Raw genomic sequence first — 23,565 nt, 5'->3', positions numbered from 1 at the left:
AAATTCATTTAATTATCAGAAAAAATTTTATCAAATATTTTAATTAATTTTTGAGCTTCAAACCAGAACGATACTTGTATAAGTAAATATCCCCCAATAATTAAGCCAAATACACCTAATATAAATTCTATAGAAACAGTATCAATATATAAAAGTGCAATAAAAGCAAAGAATAAAGGGGTAAACCATATTGTTGAGAAGATAATTATAAGCCAATGCATTCTTACTGAGATATTAATATAGGTTTTGTTATTGATCTCTATAATTCTGCCAAGTGCTATAGGTAAAAAAGAATTTCTATAATTTATATTTCGCCGAACGATAAAATTATTATCTGTTATCATTCTTGAAATAAGAAGATTATTTGTTTTTTGATGAGTAAATAATGAGTAATCATCAGCTGTACTGTTAGACTTAAGAAACTGAATAATTTCATCTCTGCGTCTATCAGATATTTTTTTATATACAAAATAAGGAATAAGCTTCATTTAAAATATTATACGCTTAGGCCTGTTCGTTAAACGACACAGCAACTCATAGCCAATGGTATTATTGTACTGGGCAATCAAGTCAACCGTTGGATTATCGCCCCATAAAGTCACCTCGGCACCAATATCAATAGTGCTCGGCAAATCGGTTAAATCTACTGCCAATAAGTCCATACTTACACGACCTAAGAGTGGCGCTTCATGGCCCTGAATGCTCACATAAGCGCCGTGGCTTAAAGCCCGTGGATAACCATCACCATAACCCATTGCCACAATTCCCAAGCGGGTAGGACGGGTTGTGGTAAAACGTGAGCCATAGCCAATGACCTGGTCAGCATTCACATGTTGGATGGCAATCAAATTACTTTTAAGATGCATGACCGGACGTAAATCAAGCTTGGCTGCACTGATATAGTCATAGGGCGATGCGCCGTACAGCATAATGCCAGGACGGACGTAATCAAAATGCAGTTCTGGCCAGTTAAAAATGGCAGCCGAATTACAGCAAGACGCTTCAATGGGTTCCAGTTGCTGTCTTAAATGTAAAAAAGTCTGGATCTGTTGCTGATTTAACGGATGTTCTGGTACATCGGCATTGGCAAAATGCATGGTCAGGACTAATTCAAATCCGGCTGCACGCAATTGATGCGCAGCTTTTAGTAGCTCATCGGGTTGTAACCCTAAGCGGTTCATGCCACTATTTAATTTAAGCCAGATTTTCAGGTTATTTTGCTGATAAATTTCTGGATGCGCTAATGCCCAGTCCACTTGCTGCTGCTGGTGTACTACGCATTCAAACTGTAGCTGGCTGGCTTCCAGCCATTCAGCCGGGCTAAACACCCCTTCAATCAGTGTAACGAGCTGTGAACAGCCCAATTGCCGGATTTGTCGTGCTTCCTCAATGCAGGCCACACCAAATGCATCAGTATCCTGCAAGGCATTTAAGGCGAATTCAATGCCATGACCATAAGCATCGGCCTTGACCATGCAGACGACTTTACTTTGTGGTGCAAGCTCACGCACACGCTTGAGATTATGTTGTAGGGCAGAGGTGCTAAGTTCCACTCTGGGCTGGCGTTTTATCACCGTATGCATCATCAAGGCAGGATCATTCATTACTGTTGATCATTCTTTTTATTCATCATCATCGGCATTACGATAATATTCAGGGCTTAAATTTTCAAACTTGGTAAACTGACCTTCAAAGGCAAGGCGAACTGTACCAATGGGGCCGTTACGCTGCTTACCAATAATAATCTCGGCAGTCCCGGCTTCCTTGGATTCCTTGTTATATACTTCATCCCGATAAATAAACATGATCAGGTCGGCGTCCTGCTCAATAGCTCCAGATTCGCGCAAGTCAGACATAATCGGGCGTTTGTTTGGACGGTTCTCAAGGCTTCGGTTAAGCTGGGACAGGGCAATGACCGGGCAATTCATTTCCTTGGCCAGTGCTTTTAAGCTGCGCGAAATTTCCGAAATCTCGCCCACACGATTATCACCCATGCCAGGCACTTTCATTAGTTGCAAATAGTCGACCATGATGCAGCCCAGCTTGCCACCGTGGTTTTTGGCTACCCGGCGCGCGCGTGAGCGTAGTTCATTGGGAGGCAGAGCAGATGAATCGTCAATATATAAATACTTGCTCTGCAACTGCATGAGCGTGCTGGAAAACTTGACCCAGTCACCTTCTTCCAGTCGTCCTGAGCGCAAGCGCCCCTGATGAATACGGCCAAATGATGAAATCAGACGGGTTGCAATCGAATCTGCTGGCATTTCCATGGAAAACACCAAGGCTGGCAAGTCGGCATTAAACAGTACACTTTCAACCAGATTCATGGCAAAAGTAGTTTTACCCATACTGGGACGCGCTGCCACAATGATGAGGTCACCGGCTTGCATGCCAAAGGTCTTGTTATCGAGTTCAATAAAACCTGTCGATAAGCCAGTAATCGGGCTATCATTTTTTTGTAATTCTTCAACCTTATGCAGCACAGTTTTTAATACACCTACCAGCGGTTGCGGGCCAGTTTCCTTATTACGGTTATTATGCTGCTCGCTAATAGCAAAAATCCGGCTTTCGGTACTATCCAGAATATCAGTAACAGATTTGCCCTTGGAATCATAGGCGGTTTGCAGCAGGTCATTACCCGCTTTGATTAGCTCACGCAGTGCAGACAGCTCTTTCACTTTTTCAGCATAGGCAGTCAGGTTATACAAACTGGCCGGGCTTTCTGCCAGCAATTGCATCAGGTAGGCTTCACCACCGCTTTCTTCCAGTTGATGGTTCTTGGAGAGCCAGTCATTCACCAGTACGGCATCGTAAGGCATGTTGGTGCCAGCCAGATGGCTAATGGCGCGAAAAATCAGGCGGTGGCGTACTGCGTAAAAGTCATTTTCATGCAATAAATCACTGATACTGTCCCAGGATTCGGAAATGGTCATTAACGCTGCCAATACCGCTTGCTCCATTGACAGGTTGTGTGGCGGGACACGTACTTCACGACCATTGGGAAGCATATGCACAATGTTGCCGTCGCTTGGTTTGTTCGTCGCCGTAGCGTCAAGAGCAGAGGACAAAGTCATAGTGAATATCCCAAATAATTAAACCCAAATCCGTGTGCTTATTAAAGCAAAAATCGGGCAGGTGGTGTGCTGTTTTAAACGGCAGTTGACTAAATATCAGAACGAGATGCTGAAAAATAAAGACATTTTTTTGATATAAAAAAAGCATGCCCGAAAGCATGCTTTTAACCAAATGATTCTATATAGAATTATTTAGCATACTGATCATTCAGTGACGATTATTCAGAAACAATCGTTACCAGAACTTCAGCAGTAACATCATGATGCAGTTGTACCGCAACATTGAACTCACCAGTGTGACGCAGCGCACCGTTAGGCAGGCGTACTTCAGCGCGGTCAACTTCAATGCCAGAAGCAGTCAGGGCATCAGCAATGTCACGAGTACCGATAGAACCGAACAGTTTGCCTTCATCACCAGCTTTAGCAGTGATCACAACATTTACTTCGTTCAGTTTGTCAGCACGGCTTTGTGCAGAAGACAATACTTCAGCTTCCTGCTTTTCCAGCTCAGCACGACGCGCTTCAAAAGCAGCAGTGTTAGCTTCGGTAGCAGAAACAGCTTTACCTTGAGGAATCAGGAAGTTACGACCATAACCTGCTTTAACAGATACTTTGTCGCCCAGCTTACCCAGGTTTTTAATGCGTTGTAACAGAATAACGTCCACAGATCACCTCACTTATGATTGTCAGTGTAAGGGATCAAAGCCAGATAGCGAGCCTGCTTGATTGCAAGCGCCAACTGACGTTGATAACGAGCCTTCGTACCGGTGATACGGCTAGGAACAATCTTGCCGTTTTCAGTAACGTACTGTTTTAAGGTATCGATGTCTTTGTAGTCGATATATGCAACGTTCTCAGCAGTGAAGCGGCAGAACTTGCGACGACGATAGAAACGTGCCATGTAGGTTCTCCTTATGCTTCAGCAGCTTGGTTTTGATCTTGGTCGTTAGACTGACCATCATCATTACGTTGAGCCTTACGGGCGCGTTTTTCTTCAGCGCTCTTGGCCAGCAATGATTCTTCAGTAATTGCCTTTTCACGACGGATGATCAGGTTACGGATGATCGCATCGTTATAACGGAACAATTCTTCAAGCTCATCCAGAGTCTGCTGACCACATTCAACGTTCATCAGAATGTAGTGCGCTTTATGGATTTTGTTGATTGGGTAAGCCAGTTGACGGCGGCCCCAGTCTTCAAGACGGTGAATCTGACCGCCAGCTTCTTTAATTTGAGTGAGATAGCGTTCAACCATCCCAACAACCTGGTCGCTCTGGTCTGGATGAACCAACAGCACGATTTCGTAATGACGCATATTAAGCTCCTTACGGTTTAGACAGCCACTGATTCCAACATCAATGGCAAGGAGTAACACGAAAAAAATTATTTTCGCGTGCTATAAAGCAGTGCGTTATTGTATAGAAAACCTGAAAATATACAAGGAAATAATTAGCTTATTCCTTGAGTAAAAACACCACGTAGCCTTTAAAGTACGGGTTTTTTTCAATTGTGGGATCTGCAACCCACTGGCCATGCTGAACCAGCCCGATTTTAAAGGGAATATTCAGGCGACCCAGCGCAGGCAAATATGCGCGGTAATTATTTATTGTGCGTGTACCCTGATAAGTTTGAATGACAATCTCATTGAGCACATGACCCAGACTTAAGATTGTATTAGCGCTGGCATTACTCCAGTCCAGCAAACCGGTGGCACTGAGCTGGTATTGGCTAGGAAGCTGCTGCCGAATGCTTTGCAGAAATTTAGCATATTGTTCTAGTTGGCCAGTTGCTGAATCAAAATCTATTTGTAAGCCGATTACCTGATTACCGTAGCGCTGCCAGCTATCAAGCCGTCGGATTATGGCCTGTATGAGTTCTGGTGACCATTGCAGTGTCGTGGTACGGTAAACCAGCCAGATTTTTGCTGGTTTAATCGTTGTAAGCCCCATGCCCTGCGCCGTAAAAGTTGGCTGTTGCAACACATTTGAAAAACTGACTTCACCCTGTAAAAGATACAGTTCGGTAGTATTGGCCAGATAGGGCGCTGGATTGACATTTCCCCATAACCAGAAACTATGATAATGATGGGCATTTATTCCCTGCGCCTTTTTTTCGTTTAAGTTATCAGGATCTGGCTGACAGGCTGTTATGGAAAAACTCAGTAACAGCACTGCCAAACGCACAATAAACGGTTTAAGACCACGCATGGATTTACCAATAATAAGTTAGCTCCTTGGCCCATTGACTATCAGGATAGTTTTGCTTGAGTTGCTCAAACCATTTCTTGCGCAGACTCTTTTCAACATCTACTCCAGCGCAATCGTTGATACCGCCTGGAGCATAACAGTTGATGGCGCGGTATAAGGCGTAAGCTTTTAAGTGGTCATTGGCACTATTCTGGATGATATTTTTATATACCTCACCGCGTGAGAAAGTGGCTTGGGCAAAAGGTATCTGTCCGTTACCCAAAGCCCAGTCTAGGCGATTTGATGTGTTTTGATTTGGCATTTCGGGTTCAAGATTGTATTCACCGCTTTTAAAGCTGCTAAGGCGTACAAATTCACCTAGACAAAGCAATGCAACTTCATCCTGTGGCTGGGTTGTCAGGGTTTTACTGATATTGATTAAAGATGGGCAACTTAACTGATCATTAATTGCAGTGCCTTTCCATAAAAATAATTCAAACTTCGGCTGATTCTTTAGGGCTTCAGTTTCACTGTCATAGCCTTTGTAATTGAACGCATCTTTGGGCAAATATTTTAGCGAATCAACAAAAAGCTTATATTGCTGATGATTCAGGCTTTTATGCAATAAGGTAAAACTGGCAAGGAGCTTTTCCTGTGCCGAAGTAGCAGAGGAATTAATGATTGAATCAAGTAATTCAGCATTGGCAGCCTGCCTGATCATAACAGCACGGATAGCCGGATCTTTAATCAAACTATCCGTTTTAAAAAATGCATTAATATCCTGACCATTTTGCAAATTCAATGCTAACGCAAGCTCTACCAACTGGGGCTGATAAGGTGACTTGGCAGAACCCAGCAATACTGTCCAGAGTGTATTGGCTTCATCAGACTTGCTCAGATGCTCCAGAATTCGGCCTTTTAAAACAAACTGGCTAAGCTGCAAATAGTTTAGACGATCGGGTGGATTCCCTTTAGGTAAATAATCCAATGCCTGTTGTGGTTTTTTCTGAAGCAAAAATAAGTGAGCTGCCTGTAAATATCGATACAACTCGGGTGCAGTCTTAAAATAGTCTTTTTGCGCTTGCAGGGCAGTCCAGCTTAAGGGCTTATATTTTTCTGCACTGCTTTCACGCATATGCATGAGATCATAAGTGGCTAAGAAAAATGGATCTTTGAGATTACTAGGGTTAAATAGTTTGCTCTCAAAAATTCGCTGGTCAATTTCTTCTGGCACCCACTGCATTTCCAGATTAAATTGTGATTTCTGTAAATGATTAAACTGCCATAAAAATTCATCAATAAGCTGCTGTTGCTGGCCGCCCATCCAATATAGACGGCGTAATAGGCCGCGTGCTGAAGCAGCATACTGACCCTGCGGATAACGCTTAAAATAAGTACCGATTGCATTAAATGAGGTTGCAATGGCATTTTTATCAATTTTAGCCAGCGACTGAAAACCATATTCATCCAGCCCACTGCTATACGCGTGATTCACCGACGTTCTAATCAGCATATAAGTTGCAGTTTCACTCAGCCATGCTGAGGGCACTGAATTCAGGGCCGTATAGATTTTTTGTGCAGTGGGGTAGTCGCTATTATAAAAAGCTACTGAACCGTTGATATAGGAAATATATTGCTTGACCAGTGAACTCCATTCTGGAATCACCTTGATATATTCCAGTGCTTTATCGCAGGAAGGTAAAATGGCCTGCCGCTGTTTTATCAATAGTAATTTTTCAGCAGGCTTTAAACCACGATCAGCATTGACTTGCTCAATGAATGCCCGCATACCTGACGCACTACTTTGACAGCGCTCCTCGGCAATATAGCGATCACTAGATTTTTGCGATGATGACTTTTTTCTTTGTGAAGGACTGGTATTGCTGATAGCATTTTTAAAGTCTTCAGCAGCGAAAGGCACTGCACTGTACTCATCTGTCCAGCTAGAGACAGGAGGCTTGGGCGGTGCGATGGTTGCCAGTCGCATATCCGCCATCAATAGTCGCATATTGGTTTGATTATCATTAGCCGGGCTTAACATAGGCAGATTGCTGCACCGATTATAGGATTGTAATTCCAATGACCAGGTTGGCGTACAATAGCTATCAAAGCTGGCATAACTGCTGACAGGAAGCAGAAAAAAAAGGCCAAATAAAATTGCACTTCTAAAGTGCAGGCGAGCAGTAAAAAATCGCGTCATCTCATTATCTCTTATTGTTTTATAAAATAATGAAAAATTTAATCTCTAACAGGGTTACACAAAGTAAAAACAGAATTATCAGGATCAGAAAATTAAATCATTATTTTATAGCTTAAAAATAAAACCGTAACTAGGCTGCGGCTCATAATCAACAGAAATCAGCACACTAAAAACAGTAATCAGGATGACTGAAAATAAGAAGAAACGACGGGCCCAAACACGGTCATCAATGGCTTTAAAACCACTTACAGCCAGATATAACCAGTAACCACACAAGCCAGCAAATACCACCAGATAAATTAGACCTACATAATGGAAAACATACAGAAGGCTGCCTGTTAATGTAAACAATAAGACATAAACGGCTGATTGCAGCTTGGTAATATAGATGCCTTTTTTGGCCGGTAATACCGGAATACGCGCAGATATATAATCATTTAAGCGGAAGATGGCGATACCAAAAGAATGTGGCATTTGCCAGATACAAAACAGAATAAACAGAATGAGTGCACCAGCATCAAACTGGTTGGCAACAGCACAATAACCAATAACCGGAGGACAGGCACCTGAAAGGCTACCGACCAGTGTCTGATGAATGGAATGGCGCTTTAGATAAAGGCTATATAGAACAACGTAGACAAAAAAACCAAAGGCAGCAAATGCAACCGCCAGTAAGTTAGTAAAGCAGTAAAGCAGAGCAAACCCGAAAATTCCCAGTACAGCGGCATAAATAAATGCCGCTGTATTTGAAACCGACTTTTTTACAAGTGCGCGGTTCCGGGTTCGCTCCATTTTGACGTCAATATCCTGATCAATGATATTGTTTACTACACAACCAGAAGCAACAACGAGTGAGGTTCCAAGCAAAGTAACCAGTAGAAGCCATAAATCGATGTTGCCTTGAGAGGCCAGAAAAAAGCCCCCCATGACCGAAATGAAATTACCAAAAATAATTCCAGGCTTGGTTAAGTAAATAAACTTCTTAATCATTAATCAAGCCAATCAGGACATCATGAAATAGTGCAGGTAATCCATGACCCAGATTGAGCCAATGATCAGGATTGCAATTGTCAGAACAGTATAAACAAATGCAATCAGGTTCCAGCGCTGCTCAGAAGATGAGTTCAAATGCAGGAAGAACACTAACTGTACCAGCACCTGTGCAATAGCAGTGACAACAATGGTCCATACCAGCGGGCCACGTCCAAAGCTACCGGGCTGCTCCACATTCTGCATGACCATCCAGAACGGAATAATAGTCAGAACAATGGAAATAATCAGACCAATAACATACTGCTTGGTACTGCCGTGGCTAGCACCAGCGGCATCGGTATGTGCGTGATGACCCATTATATTGCTCCTAACAAGTAAACCACACTAAATACGCAAATCCAGACAATGTCCAGGAAGTGCCAGAACAGGCTTAAGCAAGCCAGACGGCGGGTATTTGGCAGGGTAAGCCCATTTTTGGCAATCTGGATCATTAGAACGATCATCCAGATCAGACCGCAGGTAACGTGAATACCGTGAGTTCCCACCAAACTGAAGTAGGAGCTTAGGAACGCACTTACATTTGGGCCGTGACCGATAGAAATCAGGTGATGGAATTCATAGACTTCCATGCCGATAAAGCCGGCACCCAGAAGAAAGGTAACCGCCAGCCAGCCTAGTACCTGACCTACTTTTTCCTTGTAACGGGCTAGTACAGCCATACCAAAGGTAAAGCTACTGACCAGCAGAAGGAAGGTTTCAACCATAACGAAGCTTAAGGATTCACCAAAAACTTCCTGAGAGCTGGGCCCATTTGCAAAGTGAGTATGTAATACAGCATATGCAATGAAGAGACTTGAGAACAAGATCAAGTCACTCATGATATAGGTCCAAAAACCGAACACTGTCATGTCGGTATCATCATGGTGATGATGATCGTGACCGTGCTCGTCTTGATGATGAATTACTTCAGACATGTCTTAGCCCTGCTTTTGAAACTGCTCAAGTTTATGAAAGCGCTCATTCTCAATACGCTCAACTTCAGCAGCGGGTACATAGTAGTCCACTTTCTTGGTAAATGAACTTGCAATGAACACGATAATTGAACCAACCAGTGAAGCAATTGCAAGCCACCAGATATACCAAGTCATGGCAAAGCCAAATACAAACAGCAGGCCACCAATCAGAACACCAGCAGCACGGTTTGTCGGCATGTGGATGTCTTCATACTTGGCAGGACGCTGGTAAGCAACGCCTTTTTCTTTGGCTACCCAGAATGCATCAATTTCATCAGCATGGGGGATATGAGCAAAGTTATAGAACGGGGCAGGAGAAGTAGTTCCCCATTCCAGGGTACGACCATCCCATACGTCGCCTGTTAAGTCTGCATTTTTCTTGCGATCACGGAAGCTTACGGCAATCTGGATTAACTGGCACAGAATACCAATAAATACAAATACTGCACCGACAAAAGCGACATACAGGTAGGGTTCCCAGTCAGGATTGTCATAGGTGTTCAGGCGACGGGTCATACCCATAAAGCCCAGCACGTATAGCGGCATGAATGCCAGATAGAAACCAATGACCCAGAACCAGAATGACAGACGGCCCCAGTATTCGTTTAGTGTGAAACCAAACATTTTTGGGAACCAGTAGGTCAGGGCAGCAAACATACCAAATACCACACCACCGATAATGACGTTATGGAAGTGTGCAATCAGGAACAGGGAATTGTGAACAACAAAGTCTGCTGGTGGAATTGCAAGCAGAACACCAGTCATACCACCAATAGAGAAGGTTACCAAAAAGCCCATTGTCCACAGCATTGGCGTGGTAAAACGGATACGACCTTTATACATGGTGAACAACCAGCTGAAAATCTTCACGCCAGTTGGAATTGCAATAACCATGGTCATGATACCAAAGAACGCGTTAACGTTGGCACCGGCACCCATGGTAAAGAAATGGTGAACCCAAACTACATAGGACAGCAAGCCAATGGCTACGGTTGCGTAGACCATGGTGTTATAACCAAACAGGTATTTGCGGCTGAATGTTGCAACGATCTCTGAGAATGCACCAAAAGCAGGCAATACCAGAATGTATACTTCAGGGTGACCCCAGGTCCAGATCAGGTTGACGTAAAGCATTGGGCTACCGCCAGCTTCATTGGTAAAGAAATGCATACCAAACAGGCGGTCAACGGTTAGCATTGCCAGAGTACCGGTTAAAATCGGGAACACAGCAATAATCAGGATTACAGTAACCAGCGCAGTCCAGGTGAAAATCGGCATTTTCATTAAAGTCATGCCAGGGGCACGCATTTTAATGATAGTTACGAAGAAGTTCACACCAGTCAGCAGGGTACCCAAACCCGAAATCTGCAACGACCAGATATAGTAATCAACCCCGACACCCGGACTATACTCAATGCCCGACAGCGGAGGATAAGCCAGCCAGCCAGTTGCTGCAAACTCACCCAGTACCAGTGACATCATCACCAATGCGGCACTGACTGCAAATAGCCAGAAGCTGACAGAGTTTAATAGTGGGAATGCAACGTCACGTGCGCCAATTTGTAAAGGCACTACGATGTTCATGAGGCCAACCACCAGACCCATGGCCACGAAGAAAATCATGATCACCCCATGAGCAGTGAAAATCTGGTCATAGTGTTCCGGATGCAGGTAACCTTCGGCACCACCGGCTGCCAGCACCTGTTGCAGACGCATCATGATGGCATCGGAGAAACCGCGCAGCAGCATGATCATCGACACGATGACATACATGATACCGATCTTTTTATGGTCTACTGTGGTAAACCATTCAGACCAGAGATAATTCCACTTTTTAAAGTAGGTAATGGCCGCGAGCAGCAATAGCCCACCAAGAATCATACCGGCAACTGTGACCTGCACGATGGGATCGTGAGGTATTGCCTCAAAGTTTAACCTTCCTAACAACATGTTTTATTCCTCTACAACAGCAGTATGACTGCCTTCACCAGCAGCATGGCCACTCTCATGGCTTGCTTGAGACGCTGTATGATTGTACTGTGCGGCCATATACTGATCTATAACGACTTTGAATAGGTTAGGCTCTACAGAAGAGAAGTAGGTCACCGGATGCGGGTGATGAGGACGATTTTTCGGGTCGTCTCTTAAGGCATGAAGCTTGGCCATATCCAGTGTTTGTGGTGAGGCTTTTACCTGATTGACCCAGGCATTGAACTCTGCATCAGTTACAGAGTGAGCTCTAAAGCGCATATTGGAGAAACCGTAGCCACTGTAGTTGGCCGATATACCACGATAACCATCATCCGGACCAATACCAGGCTTACCGTCACGATCACTCAATTCATCAGCAATCAGGTGAAGCTGGGTTTGCATACCTGCCATCGCATAAACCTGTCCACCCAGTTGCGGGATAAAGAACGAGTTCATTACAGAATTGGAGGTAATACGGAAATTAATGGGGGTATTTACCGGTAAAACAATCTCATTGACAGTCGCAATGTTCTGTTCCGGATAAATGAACACCCACTTCCATTGCTCTGCAATCACCTGAATAGTAACAGGCTGTTTTTTAGCCTGATTTGCAATTGCCTGGTCTGGATTATTTTGAACCGACTGGGCAACTTTCTCAGCAGTGATTGGTTTGTATGGATCTAGGCTAAATGATCTTGTACCTGCTAAATAGGCAAGCGCACAGATGATTAAAATAGGTACGCCCCACACCACGATTTCAATCTTGGTGGAATGTGCCCATTTCGGTAAATACTCGGCAGAACCATTACCCTGGCGGTATTTCCAGCCAAAGTAAAACGTCATGAAAATGGCAGGAATCACAACCAGTAGCATCAAGACAAAAGAAATGATGATTAGGTCGCGCTGCTCAATTCCGATTTGTCCCTTTGAGTTAAAGATGACGATGTCTCCGCTACAGCCAGTCAGTAAGACCGCTATAGCGCATAAAGACAATACGGCTAAAAAGGTTTGTCTCATTTTACAACCTCGGTTAAGAGTCCCATTACAGCGAAAAATGGGTTTGCTATTAGAGTGCTTGCGTGAATCCAGCTTGCCATTGTACAGGTCAAAAAACAGGTAAAAATCAAACTGACATGCGTTGCACCAAAAGGTGCAGCACTGCTACTTTGCGGCGCATTATAGCCTTAACTGATGATGTGAAGCTATAACAATTAATGACCGGAGATGCGGAATGATGAATTTTAAGTATCTGTAATTTAGCATAATGTAGTAAATCCCTATAAATTATAGGGAATTCAATCAAACAATTTATTTAAGCCCTTATTTTTTCAATTAAACCTGTTTGTTTTATGTAAATTTAAGTTTCAATTAAGTTTTAGATCAGCTTCAAATTTATTTTTCTAAAATTTAACGAAATAGAAGAAGCTACCAATTTTAAGGCTTGGAATGCCATTGTAATGACAATAACATTCCAGATTGGTTGAGGATTTATAAGATTGGCAGAAAATGTAGCGTAGTATGCTCATTAATGTGCTGATGGGCAGGAACTCGTACCAGGACATTGGCATTGGCAAGATTGCTCAGCATATGTGATTGCTGTTTATCCAGTGATTTTAAGATCACTTGTCCCTGAGGCGAAACATGCATGTGCATACGCAGCAAACGCTCACGGCTATCAGGTTTTAAATGACCCGTAAATAAACCAGTTTGCCATTGCGGCTGGGCATTCTGCTTTTGTTGCAGACAGGAAAGTAATGTCGCAAGGTGCAGGTGCAAGCCAATAAGTACGGCAGCAGGATTACCCGGTAAGCCCAATAAATAGCATTGCTTTCCTGTTTGCGCGTTTTGATAGCTGGCAAAATACAGCGGTTTTCCGGGCTTCTGCGCCACTTGCCAGAAGATTTGCTGAGCACCTAATTGCATTGATACCGGACGAATCAGGTCGTAATCACCCACTGAAACGCCTCCTGTGGTAATCACCAGATCATGCTGGCTAAAAGCCTGATCTAATGCATCTTTAAGGACTTCAGGTTCATCGGGTACATGCTGTAGGGTGATATCCGATAGTCCGCGTTCCTTAAGCCAGCTACTAATCAATGGGCCATTGGCATCAAACACCTGAGCGTCATTGTCGCGTTCCGTGCGTACTTCATCACCAGTAATCAGCACTGCAATTTTAGGCTGACGATGCACTTTGACCTGCTGTACGCCTGCCATGCTTAAGGCAGCAAGTAGGCCACTATTCAGTAATTGCCCCTGTTTGGCCAGCATGGTGCCTTTTGCCAGTTCTTCCCCGCGATAGCGAATATCAGTGCCAGCATCAATGGATTGCATGAGCTGAATGCGATCCTGTTCACGTTGCACAATTTCCTGCCGGGCTACTGTATCGGCTGAAGCAGGCAGTTGCCCACCCGTAAAAATACGCAAGGCCTGCCCCGGCTTAAGCTCGACTTGTTGTGCAAAACCTGCCCGAATTTCGCCAACCAGTTCAAATTGTGTTATTCCGGCATCAATATCAGCCTGACGTAAGGCATAGCCGTCCACAGCACTCTGATCAAACAGCGGCAGTTCTACGGGGGAAATGACATCTTCTGCCAGTATGTGCTGATGAGCCTTAATGAGAGGTAGGCTAATAACAGGCAAAGTGCTAACACTGGCGTAACTGGCCAGCGCTTCATCAAGACTAATTAGGCCGTCATGGCTGCAAGCAGGCTGGCTCATTCATAGCCCCCGGGATGTGGCAGGTCACGGCAGACATCAAATATATGCACCAGTGCTGGCAAAATCGCTGCCATGGATTCAGTTGCACCACCACGGCTGCCCGGAAGTGTGATCAAGAGTGAGCGATCAATAAACCCGGCCACACCACGTGACATCGCAGCGTAAGGCGTGCGCTGCTGACCAAAAGCGCGTGCTGCTTCCATCAAGCCCGGCAGTTCACGCTCAATCAGCGGCTTCAAGGTATCTACAGTAATGTCACGTTTTCCAATACCTGTGCCGCCGACAGTAATGACACATGCATACTCTGCCACTAGTTTTACCACCAGATCTTTTAACTGGTCTGATTCATCGGGTAACACCTGATAATGGATGGGGTTGAAACCTGCCTGTTCCAGGGTGCTCACCACAGCTTTACCAGCAGTATCCGGTTTGCGGCCTGCTGCAACGGTATCCGACAGTACAATGACTGCGGCTGAAACAGCCTGACGTAACTCGCGCTTGTAGTGTGACTTGCCGCCTTTTTTCTCCTGTAGCTTGCATTCGCGAATAATTAGTTCATGCGGTTCACAGTGCGGTTTGAGCATGTCATAAATGGTGAGCACTGCCAGACTTGCTGCCGTCAGTGCTTCCATTTCCACGCCAGTTGGCCCAATGGTTTCGACTTCTGCACTGGCAATCACCCGGTCTTCCAGCAATTCAAAATCCACATCGGCCCGGTAAATGGGCAATGGATGACATAACGGAATCAGCTCATCGGTGCGCTTGGCGGCCAGAATGCCCGCAATACGAGCCGTTTTTAACGCATCGCCTTTTTCGGTCTGGCCTGTGCGTAGCAGGTCAATACAGTGCGGCGGAACCAGTAGCTCGGCAGTCGCCGTGGCTTTGCGGTAGCTGTCGGGTTTCATGCCAACGTTTTTCATTCGGTGTTCTCAGGATTTGCAAAAATTAAAAATAGTCAATTGAATGATTAATGAAGTAAAGGGCTTGAATAGATTGGCAAAATACTAAACGCAAAGAGTCCATGTTCCAAGCTCAAAACACCTTAGCGATTGATCATGGCACTCAGTTGTTCATGTACTAAGGGCAGCTCGGTAAATCCTTCACTATCCAGAAAGTGCCCACCATGCTCAACTTTAATAAATCGGGCTTCAAGGTCATGAGCCAGTTGTTCAGTCTGCTCAAAAGGTACAATTGGATCATCCTTGGCTGCAATAACCACACGCTGCGCTGTCATGGCAATGAAGTGTTCTGGATGAAACGCATTGCCTACAAAAGGATTAATCAGTGAATAACCGGAAATAGGCGTTGAAAAACCGGACACCAGAATCATGCCACCAATTTGCGGACGGGGTTCAAGCTGGCGAAAATAATCCAGTAGGGCAATGCAACCTAAACTGTGCGCCACAAAATAGGTGTATTCATCTGGTACACCAATAATTTGTTTTAGGCACTCATCCCACTGTTCCTTGATAGGATGCTCAGAATCAGGCAAGGCCGGTACGTATACGGTGATGCCTTGTGCTTCCAGTTGCTGTTTTAGCCACTGAAACCAGTGCGACTGTGGCCCAGCACCATAGCCATGAATAATATAAACCTTGCGTTCTGCGTTTATGCTGTTCACTACCTGCCTGCCTTGAGTTAAATGGGAACATTAAACAAGAATAATTTTCTGTACTTTAGTGAGTTGCTGGTAATTAAAGTTCCTGTTTATTCATCAGTAACTTTTTGCTGGATGGCTTGCTTATTTTGCTGTTGAGTCTGTTGCTGTCCAGTGAGGGGAAAAATTTTATGGAAAGTGCCTTGGGGGGTTTTCTGGTTCTGAAATTGCTGGTGCTGGAACACCAGATGAGAGGCATCATGGTTAAAACGATTCTGAGGTAAGCCATTAAAATCAGTGCGAATACAGCAGCCTTCAACAAAGATGCTGCTGCCATCAGTATAAAACTCTTCCTTCCATACCGGCACTTCATGTTTAACACGCTCAACCGCTTCTTCACAGGCTGCAAAGGCTTCACGCCGATGATCACTACGAGCCACAGCATAAATGGCCACTTCACCAATATTTAAATGCCCAATCCGGTGTACAACACGCACATAGGACACGCCATATTTTTGTTCAATTTCCTGTTCAATCTGGCGGATCATTTTTTCTGCCAGTGGCTTGTAAGCCGTATATTTCAGGCTTTGTACATCCTTGCCATTGTGGTGATTGCGCACCGTTCCGGCAAACAGCGCAAGACCGCCACACTCAGGGAAGTATTGCATTGCCAGCAGGTTGTTCAGGTCAATTTCATGATCTTGAATCCGTTCTACATTTTCGTTGATTCTGTGATTAATTCTGTCATTGATTTGGGGATGAATTGCAGCCGTATTCATGACTTAACCTCCAGCTACAGGAGGTAGTAAAGCCACACGGGTGTTGGCGTCTACCAGCATGGAACGAGACACCAATTCATCACCAATGGCACAGGCACAGCGCTCCAGGTTTTCACTCAGGTCAGGCTTAAGCTCAGCCAGTTGTTGTAATGCGTTTTCAATAGAAACGGGGGTATCCAGTTTCAGGCTGATTTCCGATTGATGAGCCAGACGCTCAAGGCGGCCATAAAATTCAAAAATAACTTCGGACATAACGCATTTACCTATTTTTCAATCTTTAAAAAGTTTAAGACTGGCTGGAAACTGACTATTAGCTTGCCATTGAGCACTGGAAATTTCACCAATGGTATTTCTGCTATGCCACGCACGATTTAAGTGCTCATACACATGAAAAAGGTGAGTTTTAAACTCCATCTCATCGATATCTGATTTAGAGTGAAGTTGCATAATTAAGTTTTTTAAATGCTCTTCGGCATCTTCAAGTTCATATAGAAATAAAGCCCATTCAACTGGATGATCTTTTGGATTAATCATGGCTAACCACCCATGGCATGCATACTGATCTTGCGTACTGGTGCTTGCTGTTGAGCAATAAATCCGGCTTTTTTATGCCAGACCGCTTGCAGAATGACCTGTTGTAATAAGGCGCTATTGGTTTGTTGCAATAAGGGACGAATGGCGGTGCCGCTATTGGCAAACAGACAGGTAAATAGCTCGCCCGTGGCAGTGAGGCGCAAGCGGTCACAAGTTTGGCAAAATGGCTTGCTAATGGTGGAAATAATGCCCAGTTCAAACGGGGATTTTAGAGTGGCAGATTCATTAGGGAAAAGAGGAATAAGCTGATAAATGGTGGCTGGATCATTCAGGCGCTGCTGCTTTTCAATATGAAAATACGGGGCAAGCATGCCAATAATCTGGTCTTCAGTAATGACCTTGCCCGCCTGCCAGTTAGTGGGTGCATCCAGTGGCATATATTCTATAAAGCGTAAGGGTAGATTGTGCTGATAGGCCCATTGCGTGAGTTCTACAATTTCATGCTCGTTTTGGCCAGCCACAATCACGCAATTCAGCTTAACCGGAATGCCTGCATTAACCGCGGCTTGTATGCCGTCCAGCACAGGCTGTAATGGTCGCTGGGTCATGTGTAGAAAAGTTGCCGGATTAATGCTGTCCAGACTGATATTTAGGTCATCAAGGCCGGCCAGTTTCAGGTCATGGGCGTATTTCTTGAGATAATAGGCATTGGTGGTCATGGAAATGCGTTGCAGGCCACTTTTTCTTAAGGTGTTTAGGCTCTGGATAAAGTGAACAACGCCTTGGCGCATTAAGGGTTCGCCGCCAGTTAAACGAATATGGCGAATACCCATACTCACCATCACAGTGGCAAATTTTAATAATTCTTCAAAACTTAAAATATCTTTTTTAGCCAGCCAGTCGGGTTGATCCGGCATGCAATAGCTACAGCGAAAATTGCAACGATCAGTGAGGGAAATGCGTAACTTGTGCTTATGCCGACCAAACTGGTCTACAAGTGATGACGCTGAGTTATGGAGTAAAAGTTCTTTTAAGGATTCAGGGTGAACAGTGGTGACTAAAGCAGTCATTGTTTTACTCCTGAATCAAAATGGTTTGAAAAATTAGATATTTCGCTAGCATAGCATTGCTCAGCCAGTGCCACATCATCTGGCGTGTTTAAATTCAGCGGCAAAATGTTATCAACTGCAAACTCGGCTACTGCTGCCTGTTGCTCAAACAGCCAGTGCCGCACCGCATGGCGACCACTGGCAAGTACCTGTTCCAGACTATTACGCAAACTGCAATGGAGCAGGCAAAGGGGATAGAGTGCCTGCCGGTTAAAGCTGGCGTAAGCAACTTTGCTATGTTGTTTCTGCATGGCTTGCCACAACTGGCTAATGCAGTCTTTGGGCAATATCAGTAAATCACAGGGGATGATCAGCACATAGTTATGTTTGGCATGCAGTAACGCACTGTGTACACCAGCCAGCGGGCCTTTAAAGTCCGGCCATTGGTCACTAATGATTTGGCAAGCTGGCAGCAATTGCTGGTAGATCGCATGATTACGGTTGGCATTGATTAAAATATCATCACTTAAAGACTCAATTTGCCGGTAAAGATGCATTGCCAGCGGCTGGCCCTTTAACAGCACCAAGCCTTTATCCTGACCATTCATCCGTGTGGCACGACCACCAGCCAGAATGACAATGCTGACCTTCAATTCGTGCTTAGCGAAGCCATCTTCAACTAATCCCTCAGTTAGACCAAGTTCATCAGCTACAGTTTCTAATGTCATTCTCATGCCAGTGATTTAAGATGTTTTAGTCATCGTTGTATTTTTAACATGAGTACTTAGGATTCCACCAGACAGGTAGCAATTAACGTGCGAATCTCTGGCACACAGGATCCACAATTACCACCTGCTTTGACACAGGCAGTTACTTCTTTGGGGGTGGTCAGGCCTTTTTCCCGAATGGCATTTAAAATGGTATTTTTGCCCACTTTAAAGCAGGAGCAGACCAGCGGCCCGGCATCATTGGTGCTACCTAACGGTGCACCAGCCAGAATTGCCATACGGTCACGACTGCTGAGGCGAGATTTGACAAACAGGCTGGCAATCCATTCCCGGTTGGGCAATAGTTCACGCGGGGCAATATAAATGCAAGCCTGAATCTGGCTGTCTACCATAATGGCTGCATGATAAATGCCGCTGCTGTGATCACTGTATTCTAGCCAGTCCGCTTGATTGTTGTGTACCATTTCGGCCAGTGCCGGATGGCTGAGCAGTAGTGCTTTGCTATGTTCGGAAACTGTATTGATTTTTTGCCGGCCAGCCAGTTCATAACGCGATGCAGCCTGTGTTTGAATGTGTGTCCACCAAGCTACCTGTTCGAGGTTAAGCGCATAGCGGCTATAGGCCACACCTTGCCATTGCACATGAAATGGCTCAATGCGAACCGGTGTGTGCTTGAATTCAGGCTCGCCAGAGATGGGGTCAACCACCGGATTGACCAGCGCGCCCACCCGAGCATCCGAAGCCGTTTGCGCTGTCCAGTGTATGGGAACAAACACCTGCCCACGTCTCATATTGCCGGAGCATTGCACCCGTGCCACCAGTGTTCCCCATTGCGAGTGCAGGCGTGCCAGTTCATTTTGCTTGATGCCAAACAGCAGGGCATCGTTGGGGTGCATGTCAATAAAAGGTTCTGGAATATGTGAGCCCAGCGTTGGTGCCAGACCTGTGCGCGTCATGGTATGCCACTGGTCGCGGATACGCCCGGAATTTAAGGCAAGCGGGTAATCACGGCTGGCCTTATTGCGCGGTGGTTCATACTTAACGCTAATAAAGCGGGCCTTGCCATCTGGATGGGAAAAACGGTTATTGGTCAATACCCGGCTAGTGCCCTGATAAGGCGTCAATACAGGCCATTGTAGGGGCGGCAAAGCATCATAAGCGGGCTTGCTTAAGCCACATAAGCCCTTGAGATTAAAGTAGCGAAAATCAAAATTTGTGGTGGATTTTTGATCAGCCACTGCTCGAGCAAAGTTCTCGCCTTGCGCAGCGGAAACGCCATGCGTTTCTGGATCGCTGCTCACATTTTCAAAGGCTGAAAGCCGGGCATGTTCATCAAAAATTTCTGACGGATGATGATAATCAAATGCGGCCCCAAATCCCATGCGTTTTGCCACCTGACTAATGGCCCACCAGTCCGGCATGGCTTCGCCGGGAGGATTTAAAAATGCACGCTGACGTGAAATACAGCGCTCTGAATTGGTAACAGTACCATCTTTTTCGCCCCAGCCCAGTGCGGGCAGTAGCACATCTGCATACGCCGTGGTGTCAGTTTTGGCAGTAATATCAGACACCACCACAAAATCACAGTTGGAGAGGGCACGCTTTACCTGGTCAGCATTGGGCAAACTGACCACCGGATTAGTGGCCATGATCCAGATGGCTTTAATACGGCCTGCTTCTACCGCTTCAAACAGCTCAACCGCTTTAAGACCATTTTCAGAGGCAATCAGCGGACTTTGCCAGAAGCGCTGCACCCGGTCACGCTGCACCGGATTATTGAGTTCCATGTGTGCTGCCAGCATATTGGCCAAACCACCCACTTCACGGCCACCCATCGCATTGGGCTGGCCAGTCATGGAAAAAGGCCCCATACCGGGTTTGCCAATGCGTCCGGTATAAAGGTGACAGTTGATAATACTGTTGACTTTGTCAGTACCCTGGCTGGACTGGTTAACGCCCATGGAAAACAGGGTAATGACTTTTTCAGTTTTAGCAAATTTGTCAAAAAAAGCCTCAAGGCTTTGTAATTGCACACCACAAAGCTCTGCCAGCGCTCTGGTATCGCGATGCTCGCCAGCTTGCTTAAGAGCGTCTGACAGGCCTTGTGTATGTGCAGTTACAAACTGGTGATCCTGTGCTTCATGCTGATGAAGCCAGTGCAATAATCCGTTAAACAGGGCAACGTCGGTGCCAGACAATAGGGGCAAGTGAATATCTGCAATATCACAGGTAGCGGTATGGCGTGGATCAATCACCACCACGCATAGATTAGGGTTACTTTCCTTGGCTTTGGCAATGCGCTGGAATAGCACCGGATGGCACCATGCGGTATTAGAACCCACCAGCACAATCATATCGGCCAGTTCAAAGTCCTCGTAGCAGCCGGGCACAATATCTTCACCAAAAGCGCGCTTGTGTCCAGCAACGGCTGAGGACATGCACAGGCGTGAATTGGTGTCGATATTGGCGGTGCCCAGAAAACCTTTTACAAACTTGTTGGCCACATAATAGTCTTCAGTCAGTAGCTGGCCCGATACGTAAAAAGCCACGCTATCTGCGCCATGCTGCTCAATGGTTGCTTTAAAGGTAGTGGCAATTTTATCCAGTGCTTGCGACCATAACACCTGTTCAGTTTGGCCGTTGGCCTGAAACTGTGGAAACAATAAACGTCTTTTGGTGCCAATGGTTTCAGCCAGGCTGCTACCTTTAACACATAAGCGACCCTGATTGGCTGGATGGCTGGCAATGCCATTAACCTGATGGTCGTGGGTCAGGCTATTTTTGGTTTTTCTGACTTCCACGCCGCAGCCCACACCGCAATACGGGCAGGTGGTATGCGTGCTTTGAGCAGTATCCAATGTTTGATGTACTGTAATTGGTTTGGATACGATGCTATTCATGGATATTCCTTGATTCTCTCAGTTGAGCTGTCTTGGCAGCGCATCAATCTAAAAGGGATTACGCTGCGCTAAGCGTTACTTTTGAGAGCAAAAGTAACCAAAACTCTTCGTTATCGGCAAACTCGCCATCCGTGGCTCGAACAGTGCCAATAACTACATCCCTGTATTTCATCATCTGTTGGTTGCTTAAGTGGGTTAATGACTTTAACTGGCCTGCTTCATGGCAAAATCGCGGCCAAACAACAGGCGGTTTCGGATAGAACTGATGTCGGTCTGTTCGCTGATGAGTTCGGCATACCATGAACCATCACGCGCATCGCCATATAGCACAGCACCTTGCACATGGTTGTTTTTCAGGATCAGGCGCTTGTAAATGCCACGTTTTGGATCACGGATCACCAGGTCTTCGCAGCTTTCATCGCTTTCAAGATTGCCAGCAGAAAACACTTCAACACCACTCACCTTTAATTGAGTAGCAAGCTGCGTGCCACGATACTGAATGCTGCCGCGTTCGGCCAACTGGGTTGCACAAACAAACGCCTGACCCCACAGCGGTTCAACCAGACCATAGGCAATACCGCGATGCTGCACACATTCACCTACGGCATACACACGCGGGTCAAAGGTTTGCATGATGTCATTCACCACCACACCACGTTCACAGTGCAGACCGGCAGATTTGGCCAGTTCGATATTGGGACGAATGCCAACCGCCATTACCACCAGATCAGCCGGAATTTTACGGCCATCCTTTAGCAAAATTCCGGTAACACGTTCGCTGCCCAGAATCTTTTCAGTTTGCGCGCTGAGTTCAATGCGCATGCCGCGTTGTTCGAGTGTGGTTTTCAGCATGTCAGCCGCAACATGATCCAGCTGGCGTTCCATCAGGCGATCCATCAAATGAATCACGGTGACTTTCATGCCGCGCTTGTTTAAGCCATGCGCTGCTTCAAGACCGAGCAGGCCACCGCCAATGACCAAGGCATGCTGGTAATTTTCTGAAGCATCAATCATTTTGTTGATGTCATAAATATCACGGAATGTAGTAACCCCATCCAGCTCACGGCCGGGCAATGGCAAAACTACTGGAGAAGACCCTGTTGCAATCACCAGACGATCATACGAAGTGGTATAACCAGATTTGGCAATGACCAGACGACGCTTACGGTCAATTTTGATGACTTCATCGCCAGCGTTAAAAGTAATACCACGCTCGGCATACCAGCTATGCGGATGCAGCATAATGTCATCCAGCTTTTTTTCACCAGACAGCACAGGTGAGAGCATGATGCGGTTGTAGTTGCCATGTGGCTCGGCACCAAACACTTCAATCTCGTACAGGTCGGGCGCAATTTCCAGCAGCTCTTCGAGCATGCGCATGCCAGCCAGACCATTGCCCACCATCACTAGCCGCATTTTTTCTTCGCGGGCCTGTGGCGTGGTGATATAGGTTTTTTGCGGCATGCTACCTACAAAAACAGTGCCATCGACCACTTGCACCGGATAGGCAGGCACCTGATATTGGGCATCTTCAATACAGCGCCCCGTAGCCAGACTGTAGTGCTGCTTGTAAATGGGCGAGGCCACCACGCGCTCACCCTGCAAGTCACCGACAATGCCGCGAGACAGCACGTTGGCACCGCTGGCCGGATCATGATTACCAATGGCATAAATCCGGTTATCTTCACGCATGCGGAAAACCGCAACCTGCTGGCCATTGATCAGGGCACAGGCGCCAGTATCTGGAGCAATTTCTGTTAAGGCGCACACCTCAATCCATGTATTAACCATTTGATTCATTTTGGCATCTCTTTTTTGACC

At 45.7% G+C, this 23,565-nt stretch carries 23 protein-coding genes; all 23 read right to left on the bottom strand.

What is annotated here, in order from left to right; translation table 11 throughout:
- Positions 1 to 8: 8 nt before the first annotated feature.
- The 23 genes from Q337_RS0105305 to nirD all read right to left on the bottom strand — a co-directional run bounded on the left by Q337_RS0105305 (position 9) and on the right by nirD (position 23,544).
- Complete coding sequence (locus tag Q337_RS0105305; protein ID WP_026470715.1) at positions 9 to 488, bottom strand: hypothetical protein; 480 nt, start codon at positions 486 to 488, stop codon at positions 9 to 11.
- Positions 489 to 1,604, bottom strand: a complete 1,116-nt coding sequence (alr, locus tag Q337_RS0105300; protein ID WP_228133081.1) for an alanine racemase — start codon at positions 1,602 to 1,604, stop codon at positions 489 to 491.
- An 18-nt stretch (positions 1,605 to 1,622) separates the two neighbouring features.
- Positions 1,623 to 3,074: a replicative DNA helicase gene (dnaB, locus tag Q337_RS0105295; protein ID WP_026470713.1), complete on the bottom strand. Its 1,452-nt coding sequence runs from the start codon at positions 3,072 to 3,074 to the stop codon at positions 1,623 to 1,625.
- Between the two features lie 218 nt (positions 3,075 to 3,292).
- Positions 3,293 to 3,739: a 50S ribosomal protein L9 gene (rplI, locus tag Q337_RS0105290; protein WP_026470712.1), complete on the bottom strand. Its 447-nt coding sequence runs from the start codon at positions 3,737 to 3,739 to the stop codon at positions 3,293 to 3,295.
- A gap of 8 nt (positions 3,740 to 3,747) precedes the next feature.
- On the bottom strand, positions 3,748 to 3,975 hold the full coding sequence (rpsR, locus tag Q337_RS0105285) for a 30S ribosomal protein S18 (protein WP_026470711.1): 228 nt from the start codon (positions 3,973 to 3,975) through the stop codon (positions 3,748 to 3,750).
- Between the two features lie 11 nt (positions 3,976 to 3,986).
- Entirely contained in the window at positions 3,987 to 4,388 is a 402-nt protein-coding gene (gene rpsF, locus Q337_RS0105280; protein WP_026470710.1) for a 30S ribosomal protein S6, read from the bottom strand.
- Between the two features lie 139 nt (positions 4,389 to 4,527).
- Entirely contained in the window at positions 4,528 to 5,280 is a 753-nt protein-coding gene (locus Q337_RS0105275) for a DUF3142 domain-containing protein (RefSeq protein WP_051526587.1), read from the bottom strand.
- Between the two features lie 4 nt (positions 5,281 to 5,284).
- Positions 5,285 to 7,300, bottom strand: a complete 2,016-nt coding sequence (locus Q337_RS0105270) for a hypothetical protein (RefSeq protein ID WP_156935704.1) — start codon at positions 7,298 to 7,300, stop codon at positions 5,285 to 5,287.
- A gap of 264 nt (positions 7,301 to 7,564) precedes the next feature.
- Positions 7,565 to 8,449, bottom strand: a complete 885-nt coding sequence (gene cyoE, locus Q337_RS0105265; protein ID WP_026470707.1) for a heme o synthase — start codon at positions 8,447 to 8,449, stop codon at positions 7,565 to 7,567.
- Positions 8,450 to 8,461: 12 nt separating this feature from the next.
- Positions 8,462 to 8,809 (bottom strand): cytochrome o ubiquinol oxidase subunit IV, encoded by a 348-nt coding sequence (gene cyoD / locus Q337_RS0105260; protein WP_026470706.1) that lies wholly within the window; start codon positions 8,807 to 8,809, stop codon positions 8,462 to 8,464.
- On the bottom strand, positions 8,809 to 9,426 hold the full coding sequence (gene cyoC / locus Q337_RS0105255) for a cytochrome o ubiquinol oxidase subunit III (RefSeq protein ID WP_026470705.1): 618 nt from the start codon (positions 9,424 to 9,426) through the stop codon (positions 8,809 to 8,811). Before cyoC ends, cyoD begins: the two co-directional genes overlap by 1 nt.
- A 3-nt stretch (positions 9,427 to 9,429) precedes the next feature.
- Positions 9,430 to 11,415, bottom strand: a complete 1,986-nt coding sequence (gene cyoB / locus Q337_RS0105250; protein ID WP_034279220.1) for a cytochrome o ubiquinol oxidase subunit I — start codon at positions 11,413 to 11,415, stop codon at positions 9,430 to 9,432.
- A 3-nt stretch (positions 11,416 to 11,418) separates the two neighbouring features.
- Positions 11,419 to 12,453, bottom strand: a complete 1,035-nt coding sequence (gene cyoA / locus Q337_RS0105245) for a ubiquinol oxidase subunit II (protein WP_026470703.1) — start codon at positions 12,451 to 12,453, stop codon at positions 11,419 to 11,421.
- Positions 12,454 to 12,924: 471 nt separating this feature from the next.
- Positions 12,925 to 14,157 (bottom strand): molybdopterin molybdotransferase MoeA, encoded by a 1,233-nt coding sequence (locus tag Q337_RS0105240; RefSeq protein WP_026470702.1) that lies wholly within the window; start codon positions 14,155 to 14,157, stop codon positions 12,925 to 12,927.
- Entirely contained in the window at positions 14,154 to 15,077 is a 924-nt protein-coding gene (gene moaCB, locus Q337_RS0105235) for a bifunctional molybdenum cofactor biosynthesis protein MoaC/MoaB (RefSeq protein WP_026470701.1), read from the bottom strand. Before moaCB ends, Q337_RS0105240 begins: the two co-directional genes overlap by 4 nt.
- A gap of 122 nt (positions 15,078 to 15,199) precedes the next feature.
- Entirely contained in the window at positions 15,200 to 15,778 is a 579-nt protein-coding gene (locus tag Q337_RS0105230) for an RBBP9/YdeN family alpha/beta hydrolase (protein WP_026470700.1), read from the bottom strand.
- A gap of 86 nt (positions 15,779 to 15,864) precedes the next feature.
- A complete protein-coding gene (locus Q337_RS16860) occupies positions 15,865 to 16,422 on the bottom strand; it encodes a molybdenum cofactor biosynthesis protein MoaE (protein ID WP_407636764.1) in 558 nt (185 codons plus the stop codon).
- 114 nt (positions 16,423 to 16,536) lie between these two features.
- On the bottom strand, positions 16,537 to 16,785 hold the full coding sequence (locus tag Q337_RS0105220) for a MoaD/ThiS family protein (RefSeq protein WP_034279219.1): 249 nt from the start codon (positions 16,783 to 16,785) through the stop codon (positions 16,537 to 16,539).
- A gap of 18 nt (positions 16,786 to 16,803) precedes the next feature.
- A complete protein-coding gene (locus Q337_RS0105215; RefSeq protein ID WP_026470698.1) occupies positions 16,804 to 17,067 on the bottom strand; it encodes a hypothetical protein in 264 nt (87 codons plus the stop codon).
- Positions 17,068 to 17,069: 2 nt separating this feature from the next.
- The gene (gene moaA, locus Q337_RS0105210; RefSeq protein ID WP_051526586.1) at positions 17,070 to 18,137 is read right to left on the bottom strand and encodes a GTP 3',8-cyclase MoaA; all 1,068 of its coding nucleotides are present in this window, start codon (positions 18,135 to 18,137) and stop codon (positions 17,070 to 17,072) included.
- Positions 18,134 to 18,844, bottom strand: coding sequence for a molybdenum cofactor guanylyltransferase MobA (mobA, locus tag Q337_RS16855; protein ID WP_051526585.1), 711 nt, complete (start codon positions 18,842 to 18,844; stop codon positions 18,134 to 18,136). Before mobA ends, moaA begins: the two co-directional genes overlap by 4 nt.
- A 56-nt stretch (positions 18,845 to 18,900) precedes the next feature.
- Positions 18,901 to 21,744 carry a nitrate reductase gene (locus Q337_RS0105200; RefSeq protein ID WP_026470696.1) on the bottom strand — a complete coding sequence of 948 codons (2,844 nt, stop codon included), beginning with the start codon at positions 21,742 to 21,744 and terminating at the stop codon, positions 18,901 to 18,903.
- A gap of 204 nt (positions 21,745 to 21,948) precedes the next feature.
- Positions 21,949 to 23,544, bottom strand: coding sequence for a nitrite reductase small subunit NirD (nirD, locus tag Q337_RS0105190; RefSeq protein WP_026470695.1), 1,596 nt, complete (start codon positions 23,542 to 23,544; stop codon positions 21,949 to 21,951).
- Positions 23,545 to 23,565: the final 21 nt, after the last annotated feature.

Origin of the sequence: Alkanindiges illinoisensis DSM 15370 (assembly GCF_000619845.1) — a bacterium.
GTDB lineage: Bacteria > Pseudomonadota > Gammaproteobacteria > Pseudomonadales > Moraxellaceae > Alkanindiges > Alkanindiges illinoisensis.
The sequence above is the reverse complement of the archived record's forward strand: the minus strand, read 5'-3'. Positions and strand labels throughout refer to the sequence as shown.